Genomic DNA, 23,056 nt, shown 5'->3' with positions numbered 1-23,056 from the left:
CGGCGCACGCACGATCGGAGTAAAAGCGCCCCCGGCACACCCCCGTTTCACTCCGCGCGCCTGCTCATCGGGGTGAATCCGCGGCGCTCGGTGGACAGCAACCGTGGGGGGATCGTGGGGCGGGCGCGACGGCGACCGCCCGCCCCACGGGTACGCCCCGGCCCCGTCCGTCCGGTGGCACACCGGAGAGACGGCCCGGTTCAGGCGAAGACGGCGAGGCTCCTGGCCTTACCCTTCTGCTCCTCGACGAGGACCAGGAACCGTCCATCGGGTCCGAAGACCCCGACCGGTCCCGGCGGGAAGGCCGGCATGTCCAGCCGTACCCCGTTCAGCAGCAGCCTTGCCCGCTTCTCGTCCACGTCCCAGCGGGGGAACGCGGAGGCGGCGGCCTCGGCCACCGGCATCACGGTGAGTTCCTGCTGGTGCTGGTCGAGTGTCCGGGCCGCGTCGAGACCATACGGGCCGACGCGGGTGCGCCGCAGCGCGGTCAGGTGCCCGCCGACGCCGAGCCCGGCGCCCAGGTCACGGGCGATCGCCCGGATGTACGTGCCGGAGGAGCAGACCACGGAGACGACAAGGTCGACCACCGGCGTCCCGTCCTCGGCGGTCTCCTCGCGCACGTCGTAGACGCGGAAGGACGAGATCGTCACCGGCCGGGCCGGGATCTCGAACTCCTCGCCGCCGCGCACCCGCGCGTAGGACCGCTTGCCGTCGATCTTGATGGCACTGACCTTGGACGGCACCTGCATGATCGGACCGGTCAGGGCCGCGACCCCGGCGTCGATGGCGTCGCGGGTCACCCCGGAGGCGTCGGCGGACGAGACGATCTCGCCCTCGGCGTCGTCCGTGATGGTGTTCTGGCCGAGCCGGATGGTGCCGAGGTACTCCTTCTCGGTCAGTGCGAGATGGCCCAGCAGTTTGGTGGCCCTCTCCACACCGAGCACGAGCACGCCCGTCGCCATCGGGTCCAGCGTGCCGGCGTGACCGACCCGGCGGGTCCGGGCGATGCCGCGCATCTTGGCGACGACGTCGTGCGAGGTGAAGCCGGCCGGCTTGTCGACGACGACAAGGCCGTCCTCGGGCGGCACGCCACGGCCCCTGGCCGGGGCAGCGGTCCTCGCGCTCCCCCGGTCGGGCGTCTTGTTCTGCGATGTCATTCGGAGGCGGTGTCCTCGTCGTTCTCGCCGTCGGCCTTGCGGTACGGGTCGGCACCGCCGGCGTACGTGGCACCCGAGGACGCCTCGCGCACCCGTTCGTCCGAGGCCCGGGCCCGGTCGAGGAGGTCCTCGATGGTCTTGGCGTTCTCCGGGAGGGCGTCGGCCACGAACGTCAGCGTGGGGGTGAACTTGGTTCCCGCCGCCGCTCCGACCGCCGACCTCAGCACGCCCTTGGCGCTCTCCAGTCCGGCCGCCGCGCTGGCACGCTCCTCGTCGTCGCCGTAGACCGTGTAGAAGACCGTGGCCTCCCGCAGGTCACCGGTGACCCGGGTGTCCGTGATGGTCACGTGCGTGCCCAGACGGGGGTCCTTGATACCGCGCTGCAGTTTCTGGGCGACCACCTCCTGGATGAGGTCCGCCAGCTTTTTCGCCCGCGCGTTGTCGGCCACTGGTCCGTCTCCTTCTTCACCTTCGGGACAGGCTGCCGAGGGGTGGCGTCCACCACCCCTCGCCGTCCCTTCCGCTTACTCAGTCGTCTTCGTCGCTGTGCAGCCGTCGCCGTACGGACAACAGCTCCACTTCCGGCCGGGCGGCCACCAGCCGCTCGCACCGGTCCAGAACATCCGCGAGGTGTCCGGTGTCCCCGGAGACCACGGCAAGACCGATCTCGGCCCTGCGATGGAGATCCTGACCGCCCACCTCCGCCGCGCTCACCGCGTACTTGCGCTGGAGCTCGGCGACGATCGGACGGACGATGGAGCGCTTCTCCTTCAACGACCGTACGTCGCCGAGAAGCAGATCGAAGGACAGTGTCCCCACATACATGAATGTCCGGATGTCCCGCCGGTTCGGGTTCGTTCCCCGCCAGAACTTGGCGGGGACACCAGAACCGTACACGGAACGGCCGGGGCCGATCGACGGAAATACGACCCGTCGACCGGCCCCGACTGTGCGCGGAGTTCCGGGAAGCGTCTCCCCGGAAACCCCCGCGGATCAGCCTCGCGGCTTCTCGCGCATCTCGTACGTCGCGATGACGTCGTCGATCTTGATGTCGTTGAAGTTTCCGAGGTTGATACCGCCCTCGAAGCCTTCGCGGATCTCGGTGACGTCGTCCTTGAAGCGGCGCAGACCGGAGATGGTGAGGTTCTCCGCGATGACCTTGCCATCGCGCAGCAGGCGCGCCTTGGTGTTGCGCTTGACCTCGCCGGACCGGACGAGCACACCGGCGATGTTGCCCAGCTTGGACGAGCGGAAGATCTCGCGGATCTCCGCCGTGCCGAGCTCGACCTCTTCGTACTCCGGCTTGAGCATGCCCTTGAGGGCCGCCTCGATCTCCTCGATCGCCTGGTAGATGACCGAGTAGTAGCGGACGTCCACGCCCTCGCGCTCGGCCATCTGCTGCGCACGCCCGGCGGCGCGCACGTTGAAGCCGATCACGATCGCGTCGGAGCCGGTCGCCAGGTCGATGTCCGACTCGGTGACCGCACCCACACCGCGGTGCAGGACCCGGATGTCGACCTCGTCGCCGACGTCGAGCTGGAGCAGCGAGGACTCCAGGGCCTCCACCGAACCGGACGCGTCGCCCTTGATGATGAGGTTGAGTTCCTGGACCAGACCGGCCTTGAGCGCCTCGTCGAGGTTCTCCAGGGAGAACCGGACACCCTTGCGGGCGAAGTTGGCGTTGCGCTCGCGGGCGGCGCGCTTCTCGGCGATCTGGCGGGCCGTACGGTCCTCGTCGACCACCAGGAAGTTGTCACCGGCACCCGGGACATTGGTGAGACCGAGCACGAGGACGGGGGTCGACGGACCCGCTTCCTCGACGTTCTCGCCCTTGTCGTCGAGCATGGCGCGCACACGGCCGTAGGCGTCACCGACGACCATCGTGTCGCCGACGCGGAGGGTACCGCGCTGGACGAGAACGGTGGCGACGGCGCCGCGGCCGCGGTCGAGGTGGGACTCGATCGCGATGCCCTGCGCGTCCTGCTCCGGGTTGGCCCGCAGGTCGAGCGAGGCGTCCGCGGTCAGGACCACGGCCTCCAGAAGCTGGTCGATGTTCAGACCCTGCCTGGCGGAGATGTCGACGAACATCGTGTCGCCGCCGTACTCCTCGGCCACCAGACCGAACTCGGTGAGCTGGCCGCGCACCTTGGTCGGGTCGGCGCCCTCGACGTCGATCTTGTTGACCGCGACCACGATCGGCACGTCGGCCGCCTTGGCGTGGTTCAGCGCCTCGATCGTCTGGGGCATCACACCGTCGTTCGCCGCCACCACGAGGATCGCGATGTCGGTGGACTTCGCACCGCGGGCACGCATGGCGGTGAACGCCTCGTGACCCGGGGTGTCGATGAAGGTGATCCGACGGTCCTCGCCGTTGACCTCGGCGGAGACCTGGTACGCACCGATGTGCTGCGTGATGCCGCCGGCCTCGCCCGCGACGACGTTCGTCTTGCGGATCGCGTCGAGCAGTCGGGTCTTTCCGTGGTCGACGTGACCCATGACGGTCACGACCGGCGGACGCGGGGCGAGTGCCTCCTCGCCGCCCTCGTCCTCGCCGAACTCGATGTCGAAGGACTCGAGCAGCTCGCGGTCCTCCTCCTCCGGGCTGACGATCTCGAGGACGTAGTTCATCTCGTCCGCGAGCAGCCTGAGGGTGTCGTCGGAGACGGACTGCGTCGCCGTGACCATCTCGCCGAGGTTCATCATCACGGCGACGAGCGACGCCGGGTTGGCGTTGATCTTCTCCGCGAAGTCGGTGAGGGAGGCACCGCGCGACAGACGGACGGACTGCCCGTTGCCGCGGGGCAGCATGACGCCGCCCACCGACGGGGCCTGCATGGCCTCGTACTCCTGGCGCCTCTGCCGCTTCGACTTGCGACCACGACGCGCCGGACCGCCGGGACGGCCGAACGCACCCTGTGTGCCACCGCGGCCACCGGGGCCTCCGGGACGGCCACCGAAGCCGGGACGACCGCCGAAGCCGCCGCCACCACCGGGACGACCGGCGCCACCGCCGCCGCCACCACCGGGACGACCGGCGAAGCCGCCGCCACCGCCACCGGGACCGGCCGGACGACCGGCGAAGCCGGGACGGCCACCGCCGCCACCACCGGGACGACCGCCACCGCCGCCGGGACCGCGGCCACCGCCGGGGCCACCACCGGGACGCGGGCCCGCGGCGGGACGCTGCGGCATCATGCCCGGGTTCGGACGGTTGCCGCCGGGGCCGCCACCGGGACGGGGCGCCTGCGGACGCGGCATGCCGCCCGGGGTCGGGCGGGGACCGCCCTGGCCCTGGGGACGCGGCGCGCCACCGGGTCCGCCCTGCGGACGCGGGGCCGGACGGTCCTGGCCGCCGCCGGGACGCGGGGCGCCACCGGGACGGGGCGCCTGCGGACGGGCCATGCCCGTCGAGCCGCCGGACGTGAAGGGGTTGTTGCCCGGACGGGGACCGGCCGGACGCGCGCCGGGGCGCGGAGCGCCCTGACCGCCCGGACGGGCCGGGCGCTCGCCGCGGCCACCGTCGCGACCGCCCTCACGGCCGCCGTCGCGCTGACCGCCGGCCGGGGCCGGACGGGCGGGACGGGGACCGGGGGTGGCGCCCGCGGGACGCGGAGCCTGCTGCTGCTGCGGCGCGGCCGGCTGGGCCGGGGCCGAGAACTCGGCGGCCGGCACCGGCTTGGCCGGGGCGGGCTTGGGCGCGGGCCTCGGGCCCGGGCGCGGCCCGGCAGAGGGTGCCGCGGGGGCGCTGCTCGCCGGGGCGGCGGGGGCCGGCTTGGGGGCCGGGGCGCCGGGCTTCGGGGCAGCGGGACGTGCCGCGGCGGCCGGGGAGGGCGCCGCGGGCTTCACGGGCGCCGCCTTGCGGGGCGCGCCAGGCTTGGCAGCGGCCTTGCCGGCGTTGCCGCCGGGCCCCTGCAGTGCGTCAGTCAACTTGCGTACAACCGGCGCCTCGATCGTCGAGGACGCCGAACGGACGAATTCACCGAGTTCTTGGAGCTTGGCCATGACGACCTTGCTCTCGACGCCGAACTCCTTGGCGAGTTCGTATACCCGGACCTTAGCCACTTCGCTCCTTTTAGGTCCGGGTTACCGCCGGACCGTCGCTACTTCATGGGCGTACTCATCGCGTACTCATCGAGTGCTCATCGCAATCTCGACCTACTTCCAACTCGCGAGGTACCTGACCGCACGGGATTCCGTGCCGTTCATTTCTTACGGTTCTTACGGTGTCGCCCGCTCGACGAACCCCCGCACCGCGGTGGTGTCGAACGGCCCCTTGGCCTTGAAGGCCCGGGGGAAGGCCCGGCGGCGAACCGCCAGGTCCAGACAGACGGAGACGGGGTGTACGTACGCACCCCGGCCGGGCAGCGTACCGCGCGGATCGGGAACACAGGTGTCCTCGTCCACGACGATGCGCAGCAGCTCGTGCTTGGCCGCCCGCTCCCGGCATCCCACACAGGTTCGCTCAGGGCACGCGCGGGCATGCGTCCGGCCAGACACGTTCAAGTCTACCTCCCCGCACCGACCTCACCCCTTTGGGGCAAAAATCGAACGCATGTTGTCGTGATCTCAGCAGCCTGCCGCCGGGATGTGTTCCCGCCGCCCGCGCGCAACCGCCGGTTCTCGGCGGCTCCGTGCTCCCCGGATTCCGGGGGCGAGCGCCGGTCCGGGGTCCGGTCGGGCGCCAGGATTCAGCCGCGCTCCGACCGCTCGCGAGCGCGCTCGGCCCGCTGCCGGTCGGCGATGTCGCGCTCGGCGTCGGTCTCGGTGTCCGGGCGGATGTCGATGCGCCAGCCGGTGAGCCGGGCGGCGAGCCGGGCGTTCTGCCCCTCCTTGCCGATCGCCAGCGACAACTGGTAGTCCGGAACGGTGACCCGGGCCGAGCGCGCGCCGAGATCGACGACCTCGACCTTGCTCACCCGCGCGGGCGACAGGGCGTTCGCGACCATCTCGGCCGGGTCGTCCGACCAGTCAACGATGTCGATCTTCTCGCCGTGCAGCTCGGCCATGACGTTGCGCACCCGGCCGCCCATCGGGCCGATGCAGGCACCCTTGGCGTTGAGACCGGAGCGGGTGGAACGGACCGCGATCTTGGTGCGGTGACCGGCCTCGCGGGCGATCGCGCAGATCTCGACGGATCCGTCGGCGATCTCCGGGACCTCCAGCGCGAAGAGCTTCTTCACCAGGTTGGGGTGGGTGCGCGACAGCGTCACCGACGGACCGCGGACCCCCTTGGCGACCCGGACGACGTAGGTGCGCAGCCGCAGGCCGTGCGGGTACTCCTCGCCCGGCACCTGCTCCTGCACCGGCAGGATGGCCTCCAGCTTGCCGATGTCGACAAGGACGTTCTTCGGATCCTTGCCCTGCTGGACGACGCCGGTCACGACATCGCCCTCGTGGCCCGCGTACTCCCCGAACGTCCTGTCGTCCTCGGCGTCGCGCAGACGCTGCAGGATGACCTGCTTGGCGGTGCTCGCGGCGATCCGGCCGAACCCCGACGGGGTGTCGTCGAACTCCTTGGGCTCCTGGCCCGGCTCCAGGTCGGCCGGGTCCTCCTTCGCCCACACCGTCACATGGCCGCGCTCGTCGATCTCGACGCGCGCGCGTCGGTGGCTTCCCTCGGTCCGGTGGTAGGCGATGAGGAGGGCCGACTCGATCGCCTCGACGAGCACGTCGAAGGGGATCTCCTTGTCCTGCGCCAAGCCCTTCAAGAGCTTCACATCGATGTCCACGGCTACGCCTCCTCTTCCTTCTTGTCCTTGCGGCTGAATTCGATCTCCACGCGCGCCCCGGCGATCTCGTCGAGGGCGATCCGGCGGGAGGTGGCCTTGCGGCCCTTGACCCCCGGCACCTCCAGGTCGATCCCCTCGTCGTCCACGCCGAGGATGCGGGCCACCAGCTCGCCGCCCTCGCGCAGCCGGAACCGGGCGAGGCGGCCGGTGGCGCGTACGTAGTGGCGGTGCTCCGTCAGCGGACGGTCGGCACCGGGAGAGCTGACTTCGAGGACGTACTCGCCCTCGCCCATCGCGTCGGTCTCGTCGAGCTTCTGGGAGATCGCGCGGCTCAGCTCGGCGCAGGCGTCCAGCTCCACGCCCTCCTCGGAATCCACGACGATCCGCAGCACCCGGCGGCGGCCTGCCCGGGTCACCTCGATCTCTTCGAGGTCCAGTTGCTCGGCGCTGACGAGCGGTTCGAGCAGCCCGCGCAGCGTTTCGCTCTGGGTGGTGCTCATCCGGGTGACTCCTCGGCCGCGTGTGCTGTTGTGGGATCTCGCGTGTCAGGTCAAAGGGTATCCGGTCCCGAGGGGTGTTGCCGTCCGTCCGGACCGCCACCGCGGGTACGCTCGCCTGCATTGATCACTTCAGGACAGATCCAGTCACAACAGGCCCAACCTCGAAGGAGAACAGGTGCGGCGCACGGGGACGACGCGCAGGGGTGCGTTCACCGCGGCAGGGGTGATCGCCGCGGGCGCGGTGCTGGCCGGCTGCGGCGACTCCGGGGACCGGAACGACTCCGCCCGGGACAGGGCGCCGACCGCCGCCGAGATCACCGCGGCCCTGCGGACGGAGAAGAAGCTCCGGACGAACGCCGCGCGGGCCGGCGGGGAACTGCTGGACCGGTACGAGCAGGTGATCGCGGACCATCCGGCGACCGCCACCGGGCTCGCGCCGCTGCGGGACGCGGTCCGTGCCCATGTCGCGGCGCTGGCACCGGCGGGCGGTGGCACTCCCGCGTCCACGCGGCGGCGCACGGCGGCGACCGGGAACGCCGGGGACGCCGGGGACGCCGTCAGGGCGCTGGCCGCGGAGGAGCGCCGCATCGCGGACGACCGCGCGGCGGCACTGGCCGAGGCCCCGCCGGAACTGGCCCGGCTGCTCGCGTCGGTCGCGGCGGCCGGCGCGGCCCACGCCTATCTGCTGACCGAACTGGCCAAGGAGACCACGTCATGAGCGCCGGGACACGGAAGGCCGCGCAGGCGGCTCTGGCCGCCGAGCACGCGGCGGTGTACGGCTACGGGGTGGTCGGCGGACACGTCGCGGCCGCACGCCGGGCCGAGGCCACTGCCGCGTACCACGCCCACCGGGCCCGCCGGGACGCGCTGGTGCGGACCGTGCGCGACCTGGGCGGCGAACCGGTGGCGTCGCAGGCCGCGTATGCCCTGCCGTTCGCCGTGCCGGACCCGGCCGCGGCGGTGCGGCTGGCCGCCCTGCTGGAGGACCGGGTGGCGGACGTGTACTCCGACCTCGTCCGGGCCGCCGACGGGCCGCTGCGGCGGCAGGCCGCGGACGCGCTGCGCGAGGCCGCCGTGCGCGCGGTGCGCTGGCGCGGCAGCGGCGTAGCCTTTCCCGGTCTCGCCGAGCGGGCCGCCGGCACTGCCGCCACGACGGCGGGGAGCGGCTCCGGCGCGACGAGGACGAAGGGTTAGGCGGGCACGGGGAGCGGGACCCGGCCGGCGCACGGAACCGGCGCACGGAACCTGCACACGGAACCGGCGCACCACGTCGGCGCACGGGCTCGTGGCACGGGCCCGACGCACCGCGTCGGCGCACTGAAGAGGCTCTGAAAGGGAACAAGGCACGTATGGGTTTCGAACCGCCGCAGCGTCTGGTGCGAGCGCTCGGCGAGTCGTCCGGGGACACCGCCGCCGACTGGCTCGCGCGGCTTCCCGCGCTGACCGGGGAAGCGCTGTCCTCGACCGGGCGGGAACTGACCGCGGACCGGGTCGTCGCTCCCGGTGGCCGCAGCGGTCTGGTCGTGCTGGTGACGTGCCCGGACGGCACCCCCGCGGCGCTGAAGATCGCCCCGCCCTCGGCCGCGCCCGAACTGGAGCGGGCGGCACTGGCGCACTGGAACGGCTGGGGCGCGGTACGACTGCTCGCCGACGGCCCCGGCGCCCTGCTGCTGGAACGGCTGCACCCCGAGGTGTCGCTGCGCTCCCTGCCGGAGGCGAAGGCGCTGCTGGAGGCGGCGGGCACGGTGCGGCGGCTCTGGGTCGAACCGCCCGCCGGGCACGGCTTCGAGACGGTCACGGAACGGACCGGGCGGGCCGGCGGGCCGATGCGGGCCCGCGCCGCGGCCGACCCGAGCCTGGAGCCGCTGGTCTCCGCGGCGCTCGCGGCACGCGAGGAACTGCTCGCCCACTCCCCCGAACTCCTGCTGCTGCACGGGAACTTCCGGCAGAGCAAGGTGCTCGCGGGCGAGCGGGCGCCCTGGCTGACGGTCGGCCCCGAGCCGCTGGTCGGTGAGCGGGCGTACGATCTCGCGCGCCTGGTGCGCGACCGCGTCGAGGACCTGATCGCCTCCCCCGGGGGCGCGGCGACGGCGCGACGACGGGTCAGGAAGCTGGCCGACGCGCTGGACGTGGACCGGGACCGGTTGCGCGGCTGGACGCTGTTCCGCGCCGTGGAGTCGGGCACCCGGGCGCTGGCGGTCGGCCGCCGCCAGGAGGGCGAACTGACGCTGGAGTTCGCCGGCTGGCTGTAGGCCGTGTCCGACGATTCCGCGTGGATCGGCGGGCGTCGCGTCCTGTGCGGTGCGTCGCAAGGTTCCGGGAGGTCCTTGTGGGCGACACGGCCCCGGGGACGGGCGAGGGGCCCCCGCGCAGGCGGGGGCCCCTCGTGCGTCGCGGGCGGCCGTCAGTCCCGGGCGGTGAGGCGGGCGATCGCCTCGTCGACGGTGAGCTCCTCGCGCTCGCCGGTGCGGCGGTCCTTGAGTTCCAGGACGCCTTCGGCCGAGCGGCGGCCGGCGACCAGGATCTTCGGGACACCGATGAGCTCGGCGTCGGTGAACTTCACACCGGGCGAGACGCCCGCGCGGTCGTCGACCATGACGCGCGCCCCGGCGGCGGCGAGCCGGTCGGCGACGTCGAGGGCCAGCTCGGTCTGGAGGGCCTTGCCCGCCGCGACGACGTGGACGTCGGCCGGGGCGATCTCGCGGGGCCAGCACAGCCCCTGCTCGTCGGCGGTCTGCTCGGCGAGCGCGGCGACGGCGCGGGAGACGCCGATGCCGTAGGAGCCCATGGTGACCCGGACCGGCTTGCCGTGCTGGCCGAGGACGTCGAGCTGGAAGGTGTCGGCGTACTTGCGGCCCAGCTGGAAGATGTGGCCGATCTCGATGGCGCGGTCCAGCTTGAGGCCGGAGCCGCACTTGGGGCACGGGTCGCCCTCCTGGACGACGACGACGTCGAGGTAGTCGTCGACCTCGAAGTCGCGGCCGGCGACGACGTTCTTCGCGTGGGTGCCGGGCTTGTTCGCCCCGGTGATCCAGGTCGTGCCGGAGGCGACGCGGGGGTCGGCGATGTAGCGGACCTTGTCCAGGCCCTGCGGGCCGACGTAGCCGCGGACCAGGTCGGGGCGGCCCTCGAAGTCCTCGGCGGTGACCAGTTCGACGACGGCGGGAGTCAGGTGCTCGCCGAGCTTGCCGAGGTCGACCTCGCGGTCGCCGGGCACGCCCACCGCGACGATCTCGCCGTCGACCTTGACCAGCAGGTTCTTCAGGGTCGCGGAGGCGGGCACGCCCAGGTGGGCGGCGAGCGTCTCGATGGTCGGGGTGTCGGGGGTGTCCAGCTCCTCGACGGGGCCGTGCGCGGAGCCGTCCACCGGGGCGGCCTCGAAGGTCACCGCCTCGGTGTTGGCGGCGTAGTCGCAGGCGGGGCAGTCGACGAAGGTGTCCTCGCCGGCCGGTGCGGGGGCCAGGAACTCCTCGGAGGCCGAGCCGCCCATCGCGCCGGAGACGGCGGAGACGATGCGGTAGTCGAGGCCGAGCCGCTCGAAGATCCGGATGTAGGCGGCGCGGTGCAGCCCGTACGCCTCGGCCAGTCCCTCGTCCGTGGTGTCGAAGGAGTACGAGTCCTTCATCTGGAACTCGCGGCCGCGCAGCACGCCGGCGCGGGGACGGGCCTCGTCGCGGTACTTGGTCTGGATCTGGTAGAGGATCACGGGCAGGTCCTTGTAGGACGTGATCTGATCCTTGACGACCTGGGTGAAGATCTCCTCGTGGGTGGGGCCGAGGAGGTACTCGGCGCCCTTGCGGTCCCGGAGCCTGAAGAGCAGGTCGCCGTACTCGTCGTAGCGGCCGCTGGCCTCGTACGACTCCTTGGGGAGCAACGCCGGCAGCAGGACCTCCTGGCCGCCGATGGCGTCCATCTCCTCGCGCACGACGCGGGTGATGTTCTCCAGGACCTTCTTGCCGAGCGGCAGCCAGGTCCAGATCCCGGCGGCCGTGCGACGAACGTATCCGGCCCGGACGAGCAGCTTGTGGTTGAGCGTCTCGGCGTCCGCCGGGTCGTCGCGCAGTGTCTTGATCATCAATCGGGACATGCGCTGGACCTGGGCCATGATGAACTCCTGCTCGGAAAGGGTGATGAGCAGGAGGTTAGCCGGGCGGCGCCGGTGGGCGGAAATCGATTGGTTCCCGGGCTACCGCCCGCGGAGCAGCGGGAGCGGTGCGCCCATCACCGCGTACGGCTTGGGAGCGCTGGGAAAGAGCACCTGCCGGGCCAGGTCGCGGTAGCCGAGACTGCGGTAGAGGCCGCGTGCCGGGCTCTCCGTGTCGATCGCGGAGAGGATGGAACGCGGCTGGTCGACGGCGTCCGTGAGGGCGGTGATCAGTGCGCGGCCGACGCCGCGGTTCTGGAAGTCCGGCAGGACGTGCAGTTCGGTGACGACGAAGGAGTCGTCCAGCCAGTGCACGGAGCCGGTGGCCCGCAGGTAGGGCTCGACGACGGTGGACCACCACTGGCCGCGCTCGTTCGGCAGGCCGTAGACGAAGCCGACGAGCCGGTCGTCGGGGGTGGTGGCGCCGAGGGCGCGGGCGTGCGGGTGGTCGAGGTGTCTGAGGACGATGTGGCGGCGTACCTCGACCTCCTCCGGGCCGAGACCGAAGGCGATGGCCTGGACGGCGAGCGCCTCGTCCACGCGCGCGGCGAGGTCGATCGGCCCGATCCGGACGCTGGGGGTACGGGGGCCGTCCCCGGGAACTGCTGCCATGGGCCGACCCTACTGGCCCGGGTGGGGCGGGCGGTACGGCCGGGTGGCACCGGTGGCTGCCTTCGGGCTGCCGTCGCGCCGCGGCCTCCGGCCGGACGACGGAACGATGCGGACACGGCCGGGTCCTGCCGGCACGGGGCGCCGCCCTCGTGCCGGGTGTCCGCGCGGCCGGGGCGCGCCGGTCGGGCCGGTGCGCGTCGCGGACCCGCCGGTCAGAACAGCACGCTCATGAACGCGCCGGTCTCGCGGAAGCCGACCCTGGCGTACGCCCTGCGCGCCGGGGTGTTGAAGTCGTTCACGTAGAGGCTGACGACGGGGGCGACGTCGGCGAGCGCGTACCGCAGGACCGCGGCCATGCCGGTCTCGGAGAGACCGCGTCCGCGGTGTTCCGGGGCGACCCAGACCCCCTGGATCTGGCAGGCCTGCGGGGTGGCCGCGCCGATCTCCGCCTTGAAGACGACCTTGCCGTCGTCGATGCGGGCGAAGGAGCGTCCGGCGCCGATGAGTTCGGCGACGCGCGCCTGGTAGAGGAGCCCGCCGTCGCCCGCGAGCGGGGAGATGCCGACCTCCTCGGTGAACATCGCCACGCAGGCCGGCATCAGGACGTCCATCTCGTCCTTGCGGATGCGGCGGACCAGGGGGTCGGGAACCACGTCCGCGGACGGGCCCTCGGTGATCATGAGCGGCTGGTGGGCCCGTACCTCGCGGGCGGGGCCCCAGCCGGGTTCGAGGAGTTGCCACAGCAGGGCGGTGGGCTCCGCGGGGCCGACGATCGAGGAGCAGCGGCGGCCGGCCCGGCGGGCACGGTCGGCGAAGGCGCGGACGGCCTCGGGGGTCGCGCAGATGGGTACGAGGTTGGCACCGGAGTAGCACAGCGAGCGCAGCCGTCCGTCGGCGTACCAGCCCCACATCTCGCCGCCCAGGCGCCAGGGATCGAGACCTGCGATCCGGACCCGGGACGTCACGAAGGCGTTCGCGACGGGGTCGCTCTCCAGAATGGCGAGAGCGGCGCCGAGGTCGCTGGGTTCGAGGACCCGGGTGGTCGTCTGCGTCAACACGAGGGGGCCTCACCATGCGGTCTGCTGATTTCCGCACTGTACCCAAAGAGGCTGTGCGGCGCCGCCCGTGCCGGGAACGGGGGCCGCGGGACGTGACGTGGCCGTCGACGACCGCGCCCCGCCGGACGGAATCGTCGGGCGGGGCGGGGGGGTGGGCGGGGCGTCAGCCGATTCAGCTGATGGAGACCTCGGGTTCGCCCGAGATGATGCCGTCCTTCTCCATCTGTTCGGCGATCTTCAGGGCCTCTTCGATCAAGGTCTCGACGATCTTCGACTCGGGCACGGTCTTGATGACCTCGCCCTTCACGAAGATCTGTCCCTTGCCGTTGCCGGAGGCGACGCCCAGGTCCGCCTCGCGGGCCTCACCGGGTCCGTTGACGACGCAGCCCATCACCGCGACGCGCAGGGGCACGGTCATGCCGTCGAGACCCGCGCTCACCTGGTCCGCGAGCTTGTACACGTCGACCTGCGCGCGACCGCACGACGGGCACGAGACGATCTCCAGCCGCCGCTGCTTCAGGTTGAGGGATTCCAGGATCTGCAGCCCGACCTTGACCTCCTCGGCCGGCGGGGCGGACAGCGAGACCCGGATCGTGTCCCCGATGCCCTCGCTCAGCAGCGCGCCGAAGGCGACCGCCGACTTGATCGTGCCCTGGAACGCCGGTCCCGCCTCGGTCACCCCGAGGTGCAGCGGGTAGTCGCACTGCGCGGCAAGCTGACGGTACGCGTTGACCATCACCACCGGGTCGTTGTGCTTCACCGAGATCTTGATGTCCCGGAAGTCGTGCTCCTCGAAGAGCGACGCCTCCCACAGCGCCGACTCCACCAGCGCCTCGGGGGTCGCCTTTCCGTACTTCTTGAGCAGCCGCGCGTCCAGCGAGCCCGCGTTCACGCCGATCCGGATGGGGGTCCCGGCGTCCTTCGCGGCCCGCGCGATCTCCTTGACCTGGTCGTCGAACTTCTTGATGTTCCCGGGGTTCACGCGTACCGCGGCGCAGCCCGCGTCGATCGCCGCGAACACGTACTTCGGCTGGAAGTGGATGTCGGCGATCACCGGGATCTGCGACTTCCGGGCGATCGTCTCCAGGGCGTCCGCGTCGTCCTGGGTCGGGCACGCCACGCGCACGATCTGGCAGCCGGACGCCGTCAGCTCCGCGATCTGCTGGAGGGTCGCGCCCACGTCCGACGTGCGCGTCGTGGTCATCGACTGCACCGACACCGGCGCGTCACCACCGACCGCGACCGATCCGACCTGGATCTGGCGGCTGACCCTGCGGTCGGCGAGCTTGGTCGGAACGGACGGCATTCCGAGAGAAATCGCAGTCATGCGCTGAGCATCCCCAAGGTGTGGATCGAGGTCCCGAGATCGGCGGGCTCCGGCCTTCGAGGTTACGGCACCCGCGGCACGCCGGGGCACACCCCGGCGCGGAGTGCCGCGCACGACAACGACCCGGACACACCGTGCGCGTCCGGGCCGTCACCCAGGGTTCTCGATCCGGTCCCCGGACCTGCCCGGGACGCCGACGGCGCTCAGGTGATCTTGACCGGATTCACGATGTCGGCGACCAGCACCAGCAGGGTGAAGCAGATGAAGACGCCCGCGACGACGTAGGCGACCGGCATCAGCTTGGCCACGTCGAAGGGGCCCGGGTCGGGGCGCCGGAAGACCCGTGCCACGTTGCGGCGCAGCGCCTCCCAGAGCGCCCCGGCGATGTGCCCGCCGTCGAGCGGCAGCAGCGGCAGCATGTTGAAGAGGAACAGCGAGAGGTTGAATCCGGCCAGCAGGAACAGCATCATCGCGATCTGGTTCTGCGCCGGTACGTCCAGGGTCATCACCTCGCCGCCGATCCGGGCGGCCCCGACGACGCCGACCGGGGAGTCGGCGGCGCGTTCGCCGTCGCCGAAGGCGGCGTTCCACAGGTCGGGGATCTTGGACGGGAGGGCGATGATCGAGTCGACGCCGTTCTCGATCATGTCTCCCATGCGGACGACCGAGTCGCCGAAGGAGAGCGGGACGATCTCGGTCCGGGCGGCGAATCCGAGGTAGCCGGCCGGGACGAACTTGCCGGGGATCACCTCGCCCTTGGAGTCCTTCGCGGCCACCGTGTTCTTCTGGAGCACGGCGTGCAGGGTCTGCTCCCGACCGTCGCGCTCGACGGTGAGGGTGGCCGGACCGATGGTCTCGCGGATCCGCTCGGAGAGCGTGGCCCAGTCGTCGACCTTCCGGCCGTCGAAGGCGACGATCCGGTCGCCCTTCTTCAGCCCGGCGGCCTGCGCGGGCGAGACGGCGTCGGCCTTCTCGCAGGCGTCGCGGTTCTCGCTCTGCGGGATGACGCACTGCTGGACGCCGGCGACCTCGGTGGTCTGGGTCTGGAATCCGAAGGTCATCGCCACGCCGAGGAAGATCGCGACGGCGAGGACCAGGTTCATGAACGGTCCGGCGAACATCACGATGACGCGCTTCCACGGCTTGCGCGTGTAGAAGAGGCGCTTCTCGTCACCGGGTTCGAGTTCTTCGAAGGCGGCGGACCTGGCGTCCTCGATCATGCCGCGCCACGGGGACGTGGACCGCGCCTCCAGCCGCCCGTCCGGACCGGGCGGGAACATCCCGATCATGCGGATGTAACCGCCGGCCGGGATGGCCTTGATGCCGTACTCGGTGTCGCCCTTCTTCCGCGACCAGATCGTCGGGCCGAAGCCGACCATGTACTGGGGGACGCGAATGCCGAAGAGCTTCGCCGTCGACAGGTGGCCGAGCTCGTGCCAGGCGATCGAGAACAGCAGGCCGATGACGAAGACGGCGATGCCGAGAATCGTCAGCAGGACCGTCGAAATGCTCATGCGCGCGCCTCCGCTGTCGCTTTCGCCGAGAGTTCACGGGCCCGGGCGCGTGCCCAGGTCTCCGCTTCCAGGACGTCTGCGACCGTGAGCGAAGTTCCCGTGGCGGGGGTGCCGTGTTCGGCCACCACCGCCGTGACCGTATCCATGATGCCGGTGAACGGCAGCCGTCCCGACAAGAACGCGTCGACGCATTCCTCGTTCGCGGCGTTGAAGACGGCGGGGGCGGTGGCGCCGAGCGTGCCCACGTGCCGGGCCAGTCCCACGGACGGGAACGCCTCGTCGTCGAGCGGGAAGAACTCCCAGCTCGACGCCTTCGACCAGTCGAAGGCGGGCGCGGCGTCCGGGACCCGCCGGGGCCAGCCGATGCCGATGGCGATCGGGCCCCGCATGTCCGGGGGCGTGGCCTGGGCCAGCGTGGAACCGTCGGTGAACTCCACCATGGAGTGGACGTAGGACTGGGGGTGGACCACGACCTCGATGCGGTCGAACGGGATGTCGTAGAGGAGGTGCGCCTCGATGACCTCCAGCCCCTTGTTGACCAGGGTGGCGGAGTTGATCGTGATGACCGGACCCATGGCCCAGGTCGGGTGGGCGAGGGCTTCCTCGCGGGTGACGCCGACGAGTTCGTCCCGGGTGCGCCCGCGGAAGGGGCCGCCGGAGGCCGTGACGACGAGCTTGCGCACGTCGGCGCGGGTGCCCGCGCCGAGCGCCTGGAAGAGGGCGGCGTGCTCGGAGTCGACCGGGATGATCTGGCCGGGCTCGGCCAGCTCCTTCACCAGCGGACCGCCGACGATCAGCGACTCCTTGTTGGCGAGGGCGAGCGTGCGGCCGGCTCCGAGCGCGGCGAGCGTGGGCGCGAGCCCGATGGAACCGGTGATGCCGTTGAGCACGGTGTGGCAGTCGGAGGCGGCGAGCTGGGTGGCGGCCTCGGGTCCGGCGAGGATCTCGGGAAGCGGTTCGCCCGCCCCGTACCGCGCGCGCAGGGCCTCCCGCAGCGCCGGTACGGCGTCCTGCGAGGAGACGGCGACCGTGCGCACCCGCAACTGTCGCGCCTGCTCGGCGAGGAGGCCGACCCGGCCGCCCGCGGCGGCGAGCCCGGTGACGCGGAAGCGGTCGGGGTGGCGCAGCACCAGGTCGATGGCCTGGGTGCCGACGGAACCGGTGGAGCCGAGGATGACGAGATCCCGGCGGCCTTCCGCTGCGTCGTGGACGAGGTGCGGGTCGGCGAGGGGGGCAGGGCTGTCGCTCATGCCCCCCATTGTTGCCGCTTCGGCTGTGGGTGTGGACAGGGCGTCCCCCCGCCCGTCCGGAACCGTCGGGTCCGGTGGGCGGGCCGGTCAGCGGACGGGGCGGCGGACGTTGTCCCGGGCGGACGGCCCCGGGGTGGCGTCGGCGATCCACGGGCCGTCGCCGCTCGGGTCGAGGACGCCCTCCTCCAGCCAGGTGTACGCGCCGGAGAGGACGCCGTCGGCCATGCGCCGGTCCTGCTCGTCGGTGTTGGACCACAGGCGGGTGAAGAGTTCCTCGGTCCGGACGCGGGACTGGCGGCAGAAGGTGTCGGCGAGCCGGTACGCCTCGCGGCCGTGGTCGCCGGAGGAGCGCAGCAGTTCGGCGCGGACGCAGGCGGCGCTCGTCGCGAAGAGTTCCGCGCCGATGTCGACGATCCTGCCGAGGAAGTTCTGCTTGGTCTCCATCCGGCCCTGCCAGCGCGACATGGCGTAGAAGGTGGAGCGGGCGAGCTTGCGGGAGCAGCGTTCCACGTGGCGCAGGTGCGGGGACAGATCGGGATGCCCGGGGTGGTCGAACTCCTTGTAGGTGCCGGGCAGTTGTCCGGGTCCGGCGACGAGGCGGGGCAGCCAGCGGGCGTAGAAGCCTGCCGCGTTCGCGCCTGCCCGCGCCTTGGCGTTCAGGGGTTTGTCGGGGTCGATGATGTCCCCGGCGACCTTCAGATGGGCGTCGACGGCCTCCCGGGCGATCAGCAGGTGCATGATCTCGGTGGAGCCCTCGAAGATCCGGTTGATCCGCAGGTCGCGCAGGAGCTGTTCGGCGGGGACGGCCCGTTCGCCGCGGGCGGCGAGGGACGCGGCGGTCTCGTAGCCCCTGCCGCCGCGGATCTGGACGAGTTCGTCGGCCATCAGACAGCCCATCTCGGAGCCGTACAGCTTGGCGAGGGCGGCCTCGATCCGGATGTCGTTGCGCTGCTCGTCCGCCATCTGGGAGGCGAGTTCGACCATCGCCTCCAGGGCGAAGGTGGTCGCGGCGATGAAGGAGATCTTGGCGCCGACGGCCTCGTGGCGGCCGACCGGCCGGCCCCACTGCTCGCGCACCCCGGACCATTCGCGGGCGATCTTCAGGCACCACTTCCCGGCGCCGACGCACATCGCGGGCAGCGAGAGCCGTCCGGTGTTGAGCGTGGTGAGGGCGATCCTGAGCCCGGTGCCCTCGGGGCCGATGCGGTTCGCGGCCGGGACCCGGACGCGGTGGAAGCGGGTGACGCCGTTCTCGATGCCGCGCAGGCCCATGAAGGCGTTGCGGTGCTCGACGGTGATGCCCGGGGAGTCCGCCTCGACGACGAAGGCGGTGATGCCGCCCCGGTGGCCCTCGGACGCCGGGACGCGGGCCATCACCACGAGCAGATCGGCGACGACGCCGTTGGTCGTCCACAGCTTCACGCCGTCCAGGACGTAGTCCTCGCCGTCCGGGACCGCCGAGGTGGCGAGCCGGGCCGGGTCGGAGCCGACGTCCGGTTCGGTGAGCAGGAACGCCGAGATGTCGGTGCTCGCCAGCCGGGGCAGGAAGGTCTCCTTCTGCTCCTGGCTGCCGAAGAGCTTCAGCGGCTGCGGCACCCCGATCGACTGGTGGGCGGAGAGCAGCGCGCCGGTCGCGGGGCTGACGGAGCCGACCAGGGCGAGAGCCCTGTTGTAGTGGACCTGGGTGAGGCCGAGACCGCCGTACGCGGGGTCGATCTTCATCCCGAGGGCGCCGAGTTCCTTGAGCCCCTCGATCACCTCGTCGGGGATCCGCGCCTCGCGTTCGATCAGGGCGCCGTCGACCCGGGTCTCGCAGAAGTCGCGCAGCCGGGCGAGGAACGCCTCGCCGCGCCGCGTGTCGTCCGCGGAGGGCATCGGGTGCGGGTGGATCAGGTCGAGCCGGAAGCGCCCGAGGAAGAGTTCCTTGGCGAAGCTGGGCTTGTGCCAGTCCTGTTCGCGGGCTGCCTCGGCCACGCGGCGCGCTTCGCGCTCGGTGACCGTGGGGGTGTTCTTCGATGCGGATGGGGCGGACATGAGGAACTCATTTCGCCGCGGTGCGGGGTGGACGGGCGCGGCCGGGGCGGTGAGGGGCGAGACGGATGCCCTCCGCACCGTGCCGACCGGTGCCCTATGTCCTGATGTACCCGATCCGCGCACCTGCCACCATCCCCGGGCGGCGATCGGGTCGGGGCCACCGCGCCGCCACTCCACTGGTCGGCCCCGTGGTGACAGGGTGCTCCGGCCGTGCGCGACGGAGTGCGCGCGAACGCACGAGGACGGCGTGTGCTCCCGCACAGTGAGCACACGCCGTCCTCGCCTCCGCCCGCCGATGCTGTCCAGGCGGATCGCGGGCGGCGTCGGTGGACCGTCCCGGTCCGGGACCGGCGCTCTTCGGCGCCGGTCGCGGATCCCGCGGTCCCGGTCCCGGAGCTACAGGGCGAGGCCGGTGAGGACCAGCACGCGCTCGTAGGTGTAGTCGTCCATGGCGTAGCGGACGCCCTCGCGGCCGACGCCGGACTGCTTGGCGCCGCCGTACGGCATCTGGTCGGCGCGGTAGGACGGGACGTCGCCGATGATCACGCCGCCGACCTCCAGGGCGCGGTGGGCGCGGAAGGCGGTCTGCAGATCGTGCGTGAACACGCCGGCCTGGAGTCCGTACTTGGAGGAGTTGACGGCGGCGAACGCCTCGGCCTCGCCGTCGGTCTTCTGCACCGAGAGCACCGGGCCGAAGACCTCCTCGCAGGAGAGGGTGACGCCGTCCGGGAGCTCGGTGAGCACGGTCGGCGCGTAGGTGGCACCGTCCCGCTCGCCGCCGGTGAGCAGCCGGGCGCCGGCCCGCACGGCCTCGTCGACCCAGGACTCGACGCGCTTGGCGGCGTCCTCGCTGACCAGCGGGCCGACGTCGGTGGCGGCGTCGGACGGGTCGCCGGTGACCTGGGCCTCGACGGCCGCGACGATCTTCGGGACGAGCCGGTCGTACACCGAGGCGTCCGCGATGACCCGCTGCACCGAGATGCAGGACTGGCCGCCCTGGTAGTTGGAGAAGGTCGCGATGCGGTTCGCTGCCCAGTCCAGGTCCTCCTCGGAGGCGTAGTCGCCGAGGACGACCGCGGCGCCGTTGCCGCCGAGCTCCAGGGTGCAGTGCTTGCGCGGCACGGACTCCAGGATCGAGTAGCCGACCGGGCCGGAACCGGTGAAGGAGATGACCGGCAGGCGCTCGTCCTGGACCAGGGCGGGCATCCGGTCGTTGGGGACGGTCAGCACGGACCACGATCCGGCCGGCAGGTCGGTCTCGGCCAGCAGCTCACCCAGGATCAGCGACGAGATCGGGGTGGCCGGGGCGGGCTTCAGGATGATCGGGGCACCGACGGCGATGGCCGGGGCGACCTTGTGCGCGCTCAGGTTCAGCGGGAAGTTGAACGGGGCGATGCCGAGGACCGTGCCGCGCGGGAAGCGACGGGTCAGGCCGAGGCGGCCGGTGCCGCCGGCGTCGGTGTCGAGGCGCTGGGCGTCGCCGCCGTTGAAGCGACGGGCCTCCTCGGAGGCGAACCGGAACACGGAGACGGCGCGGCCGACCTCGCCGCGCGCCCACTTGATCGGCTTGCCGTTCTCGGCGGAGATCAGCTGGGCGATCTCCTCGGTCCGCTCCACGAGCCGTCGTACGACGTGGTCGAGCGCGGCGGCCCGGACGTGGGCCGGGGTCGCGGCGAACTCCTCGCGCACGGCGTGCGCGGCCGCGACGGCCTCCTCGATCTGCGCGTCGGTCGGCACGCTGACGGTGCCGACGAGACGGCCGTCATACGGGTTGGTGACGTCGAAGCTGTCCTCACCGGTGGCCGGGCGGCCGGCGAGCCAGAAGGCGTGGGTGGAAGTCATGGAGGTTCCGGCCCTTCGGAGTCGTGGGGTGTGCTGCCCCCCACCGTAGGGCCGTGCGGACGTGCCGGCGTTTGTCCGGCGTGGAGCAGTGGGGCGCGGGGTTGCGCCGGATTGTCGGACACGTGGGTGTGCCTCGCGGGCGCCGACCCGTGAACCGCGGCCCGCGGGCGGACGCCCGTGCCACCGCGTGGACCGATGCCCGCGGGCCGGGGCGTCGAACCGTCGGCCGGGACGGGCCCGGCGGGGCGTGCCGGGTCCCGGCCCGGCGGACGGTTACGCCTCCGGCTCCGGCTGCGTGCTCGTGGCCTTCAGCGCCAGCCACAGCTCCATCCTGGCGTCCGGGTCGTCGAGCGAGCGGCCCAGGATCTCCTCCACCCGGCGCATCCGGTAGCGCAGGGTGTGGCGGTGCACGCCCAGTTCGGCGGCGGCGGCGTCCCACTGGCCGTGGTGGGAGAGCCAGGCGCGCAGCGAGGCGACCAGATCGCCCCGGCCCTTGGCGTCGTGCTCGCGCAGGGCCCGGAGCATGCCGTCCGCGAAGGCGCGGACCGCGTCGTCCGCGAGCAGGGGCAGCACCGAGCCCGCGACGAGTTCCTCGTGCTCCACCAGGGCCCTGCCCCGGCGCCGCGCGACCGACAGCGCCTGGTCGGCCTGCTTGTACGCGGCGGCCACGGCGATCGGGCCTGCCGGTGCGGACAGGCCCACGACCACCGGGTCCTCCCGGGCCGCGGCCGGTTCGCCCGGCGGCCGGGCCTCCCGGGCCTCCTGCGCCTCCGCGTACGCCGCGCAGGCGGCGACCACCGCTCCCCCGTCCGCCGCGAGGGCGACGAGCCGTCCGCCCTCGGGGACGGCCAGCAGGGTCTCGCCGGTCCGGAAGGCCGCGGCCTCCATCGTCTCGCCCAGCGACGCCGTGGTCGCGGGGGCGTCGGCCTCGGCGATGACCAGCCGGAACGGGGCGTCGAGCAGGTCCCCGTACAGGTCTCCGGCGACGGCCCTGGCGTGATCGGGCTGTCCGGCGAGCAGCATCCGCAGCACGGCCGCGCCCAGCCGTTGTTCGGCGCCCTGGAGGGAGCGGGAGCGGGCGGTGGTGAGGGTCAGCAGGGCGACCGCCGAGTGCACCGCGTACCGCTCGGCGGTGCCGAGTGCCGCGCCGGTGCCGACGGCGAGGGCGCCCCGGACCCGGCGGCCGGTGCCCAGGGACTGGAGCTCGACCCGGTCGTCGGTGCCGCCGACGACGACGCTCGCCGGGGCGGGGCGTTCCCGCAGCCGTTCCACGTCGGGGGTGAGCCGGGCGGCCCGGCGGGCGGCCCACTCGGGCGCGGCGGCGACGACCGCGCCGGAGGCGTCGTACAGGGCCGCCCAGCCGTCGACGTGCGCGGCGAGCCGGCCGAGCAGTTCGCCGGGTCCGTCGCCCGCCAGCGCGGCCTTCGTCAGCTCCCGCTGGGCCGCGAACCCCGCCGTCACCGCCTGGTACTGCTCGGCGGCGATCGCCGACGAGACTGCCTTGGCGATGGCGATGAACGGGGTGCGGCGCGGCACTTCGAGGAGCGGCAGCCCCACCTCCTCGGCCGCGTCGATCAGCGCCCGCGGCACCTCGTCGTAGTTGACGCCGACGGCGAAGCCCAGGCCGACGACTCCGGCCCCGGCCAGCCGTCGCGCGTAGCGCCGCATCGCCTCGGGGTTCTCGGCGTCCAGGTTGGTGGCGGTGACGAGCAGGAACTCGCCGCCCTCCATGTACGGGACCGGATCGGTCAGCTCGCTGGCGTGGGCCCAGCGGACGGGTGTGTCGAGCCGGTCCGCCCCCGCGCGCACGGTGAGTCTGAGCGCCGAATGCTGGACGAGCGAGGCGAGAGTGGGAGGCATGGGGAGCGAGGGACCTCGGGAAGTCGTTT

At 72.5% G+C, this 23,056-nt stretch carries 19 protein-coding genes; 3 read left to right on the top strand and 16 right to left on the bottom strand.

Annotated features, from left to right (window positions below; all coding sequences use genetic code 11):
- Positions 1-200: 200 nt before the first annotated feature.
- The 7 genes from truB to rimP all read right to left on the bottom strand — a co-directional run bounded on the left by truB (position 201) and on the right by rimP (position 7,386).
- Positions 201-1,157, bottom strand: coding sequence for a tRNA pseudouridine(55) synthase TruB (truB, locus tag ACF1CT_RS33730; protein ID WP_391787830.1), 957 nt, complete (start codon positions 1,155-1,157; stop codon positions 201-203).
- Positions 1,154-1,606, bottom strand: coding sequence for a 30S ribosome-binding factor RbfA (rbfA, locus tag ACF1CT_RS33725; protein ID WP_391787829.1), 453 nt, complete (start codon positions 1,604-1,606; stop codon positions 1,154-1,156). The genes truB and rbfA overlap by 4 nt, the downstream gene beginning before the upstream one ends.
- Positions 1,607-1,685: 79 nt before the next feature.
- Positions 1,686-1,982, bottom strand: a complete 297-nt coding sequence (locus tag ACF1CT_RS33720) for a DUF503 domain-containing protein (protein ID WP_391787828.1) — start codon at positions 1,980-1,982, stop codon at positions 1,686-1,688.
- A gap of 168 nt (positions 1,983-2,150) precedes the next feature.
- Positions 2,151-5,219 (bottom strand): translation initiation factor IF-2, encoded by a 3,069-nt coding sequence (infB, locus tag ACF1CT_RS33715; RefSeq protein ID WP_391787827.1) that lies wholly within the window; start codon positions 5,217-5,219, stop codon positions 2,151-2,153.
- A gap of 156 nt (positions 5,220-5,375) precedes the next feature.
- On the bottom strand, positions 5,376-5,654 hold the full coding sequence (locus ACF1CT_RS33710; protein ID WP_391787861.1) for a YlxR family protein: 279 nt from the start codon (positions 5,652-5,654) through the stop codon (positions 5,376-5,378).
- 191 nt (positions 5,655-5,845) lie between these two features.
- Positions 5,846-6,886: a transcription termination factor NusA gene (gene nusA, locus ACF1CT_RS33705; RefSeq protein ID WP_391787826.1), complete on the bottom strand. Its 1,041-nt coding sequence runs from the start codon at positions 6,884-6,886 to the stop codon at positions 5,846-5,848.
- A gap of 2 nt (positions 6,887-6,888) precedes the next feature.
- Entirely contained in the window at positions 6,889-7,386 is a 498-nt protein-coding gene (gene rimP, locus ACF1CT_RS33700) for a ribosome maturation factor RimP (protein WP_391787825.1), read from the bottom strand.
- A 175-nt stretch (positions 7,387-7,561) separates the two neighbouring features.
- On the opposite strand from rimP, the gene ACF1CT_RS33695 reads away from it, so the two are divergent.
- From ACF1CT_RS33695 to ACF1CT_RS33685, 3 genes are all read left to right on the top strand, one after another.
- A complete protein-coding gene (locus ACF1CT_RS33695) occupies positions 7,562-8,104 on the top strand; it encodes a hypothetical protein (RefSeq protein WP_391787824.1) in 543 nt (180 codons plus the stop codon).
- Positions 8,101-8,580 carry a ferritin-like domain-containing protein gene (locus ACF1CT_RS33690; RefSeq protein WP_391787823.1) on the top strand — a complete coding sequence of 160 codons (480 nt, stop codon included), beginning with the start codon at positions 8,101-8,103 and terminating at the stop codon, positions 8,578-8,580. The genes ACF1CT_RS33695 and ACF1CT_RS33690 overlap by 4 nt, the downstream gene beginning before the upstream one ends.
- Before the next feature lie 155 nt (positions 8,581-8,735).
- Positions 8,736-9,638 carry an aminoglycoside phosphotransferase family protein gene (locus tag ACF1CT_RS33685; protein ID WP_391787822.1) on the top strand — a complete coding sequence of 301 codons (903 nt, stop codon included), beginning with the start codon at positions 8,736-8,738 and terminating at the stop codon, positions 9,636-9,638.
- Between the two features lie 152 nt (positions 9,639-9,790).
- Here the strand turns inward: ACF1CT_RS33685 and ACF1CT_RS33680 are convergent, their stop codons facing one another.
- The 9 genes from ACF1CT_RS33680 to ACF1CT_RS33640 all read right to left on the bottom strand — a co-directional run bounded on the left by ACF1CT_RS33680 (position 9,791) and on the right by ACF1CT_RS33640 (position 23,027).
- Complete coding sequence (locus ACF1CT_RS33680; protein ID WP_391787821.1) at positions 9,791-11,491, bottom strand: proline--tRNA ligase; 1,701 nt, start codon at positions 11,489-11,491, stop codon at positions 9,791-9,793.
- An 81-nt stretch (positions 11,492-11,572) separates the two neighbouring features.
- The gene (locus ACF1CT_RS33675; protein ID WP_391787820.1) at positions 11,573-12,142 is read right to left on the bottom strand and encodes a GNAT family N-acetyltransferase; all 570 of its coding nucleotides are present in this window, start codon (positions 12,140-12,142) and stop codon (positions 11,573-11,575) included.
- A gap of 212 nt (positions 12,143-12,354) precedes the next feature.
- Positions 12,355-13,200, bottom strand: coding sequence for a GNAT family N-acetyltransferase (locus ACF1CT_RS33670; protein ID WP_391787819.1), 846 nt, complete (start codon positions 13,198-13,200; stop codon positions 12,355-12,357).
- A gap of 172 nt (positions 13,201-13,372) precedes the next feature.
- On the bottom strand, positions 13,373-14,527 hold the full coding sequence (ispG, locus tag ACF1CT_RS33665) for a flavodoxin-dependent (E)-4-hydroxy-3-methylbut-2-enyl-diphosphate synthase (protein ID WP_391787818.1): 1,155 nt from the start codon (positions 14,525-14,527) through the stop codon (positions 13,373-13,375).
- Positions 14,528-14,730: 203 nt separating this feature from the next.
- Positions 14,731-16,041, bottom strand: a complete 1,311-nt coding sequence (locus tag ACF1CT_RS33660) for a M50 family metallopeptidase (protein ID WP_391787817.1) — start codon at positions 16,039-16,041, stop codon at positions 14,731-14,733.
- Positions 16,038-17,291: a 1-deoxy-D-xylulose-5-phosphate reductoisomerase gene (gene dxr / locus ACF1CT_RS33655; protein ID WP_391787816.1), complete on the bottom strand. Its 1,254-nt coding sequence runs from the start codon at positions 17,289-17,291 to the stop codon at positions 16,038-16,040. Before dxr ends, ACF1CT_RS33660 begins: the two co-directional genes overlap by 4 nt.
- Before the next feature lie 87 nt (positions 17,292-17,378).
- The gene (locus tag ACF1CT_RS33650) at positions 17,379-19,325 is read right to left on the bottom strand and encodes an acyl-CoA dehydrogenase family protein (RefSeq protein WP_391787815.1); all 1,947 of its coding nucleotides are present in this window, start codon (positions 19,323-19,325) and stop codon (positions 17,379-17,381) included.
- Positions 19,326-19,721: 396 nt separating this feature from the next.
- Entirely contained in the window at positions 19,722-21,167 is a 1,446-nt protein-coding gene (locus tag ACF1CT_RS33645; RefSeq protein WP_391787814.1) for an aldehyde dehydrogenase family protein, read from the bottom strand.
- 273 nt (positions 21,168-21,440) lie between these two features.
- Complete coding sequence (locus ACF1CT_RS33640; protein WP_391787813.1) at positions 21,441-23,027, bottom strand: PucR family transcriptional regulator; 1,587 nt, start codon at positions 23,025-23,027, stop codon at positions 21,441-21,443.
- Between the last annotated feature and the right edge of the window lie 29 nt (positions 23,028-23,056).

It is taken from the genome of Streptomyces sp. NPDC014734 (assembly GCF_043083325.1).
Lineage (GTDB): Bacteria > Actinomycetota > Actinomycetes > Streptomycetales > Streptomycetaceae > Streptomyces.
The sequence above is the reverse complement of the archived record's forward strand: the minus strand, read 5'-3'. Positions and strand labels throughout refer to the sequence as shown.

Bases quoted from the DNA above. Each gene is read 5' to 3' on its own strand.
- truB (WP_391787830.1), bottom strand. From the start codon at position 1,157: ATGACATCGCAGAACAAGACGCCCGACCGGGGGAGCGCGAGGACCGCT.
- ACF1CT_RS33660 (WP_391787817.1), bottom strand. From the start codon at position 16,041: ATGAGCATTTCGACGGTCCTGCTGACGATTCTCGGCATCGCCGTCTTC.
- ispG (WP_391787818.1), bottom strand. From the start codon at position 14,527: ATGACTGCGATTTCTCTCGGAATGCCGTCCGTTCCGACCAAGCTCGCC.
- ACF1CT_RS33675 (WP_391787820.1), bottom strand. From the start codon at position 12,142: ATGGCAGCAGTTCCCGGGGACGGCCCCCGTACCCCCAGCGTCCGGATC.
- ACF1CT_RS33645 (WP_391787814.1), bottom strand. From the start codon at position 21,167: ATGACTTCCACCCACGCCTTCTGGCTCGCCGGCCGCCCGGCCACCGGT.
- dxr (WP_391787816.1), bottom strand. From the start codon at position 17,291: ATGAGCGACAGCCCTGCCCCCCTCGCCGACCCGCACCTCGTCCACGAC.
- ACF1CT_RS33720 (WP_391787828.1), bottom strand. From the start codon at position 1,982: ATGTATGTGGGGACACTGTCCTTCGATCTGCTTCTCGGCGACGTACGG.
- ACF1CT_RS33650 (WP_391787815.1), bottom strand. From the start codon at position 19,325: ATGTCCGCCCCATCCGCATCGAAGAACACCCCCACGGTCACCGAGCGC.
- ACF1CT_RS33680 (WP_391787821.1), bottom strand. From the start codon at position 11,491: ATGGCCCAGGTCCAGCGCATGTCCCGATTGATGATCAAGACACTGCGC.
- ACF1CT_RS33685 (WP_391787822.1), top strand. From the start codon at position 8,736: ATGGGTTTCGAACCGCCGCAGCGTCTGGTGCGAGCGCTCGGCGAGTCG.
- ACF1CT_RS33690 (WP_391787823.1), top strand. From the start codon at position 8,101: ATGAGCGCCGGGACACGGAAGGCCGCGCAGGCGGCTCTGGCCGCCGAG.
- ACF1CT_RS33640 (WP_391787813.1), bottom strand. From the start codon at position 23,027: ATGCCTCCCACTCTCGCCTCGCTCGTCCAGCATTCGGCGCTCAGACTC.
- rimP (WP_391787825.1), bottom strand. From the start codon at position 7,386: ATGAGCACCACCCAGAGCGAAACGCTGCGCGGGCTGCTCGAACCGCTC.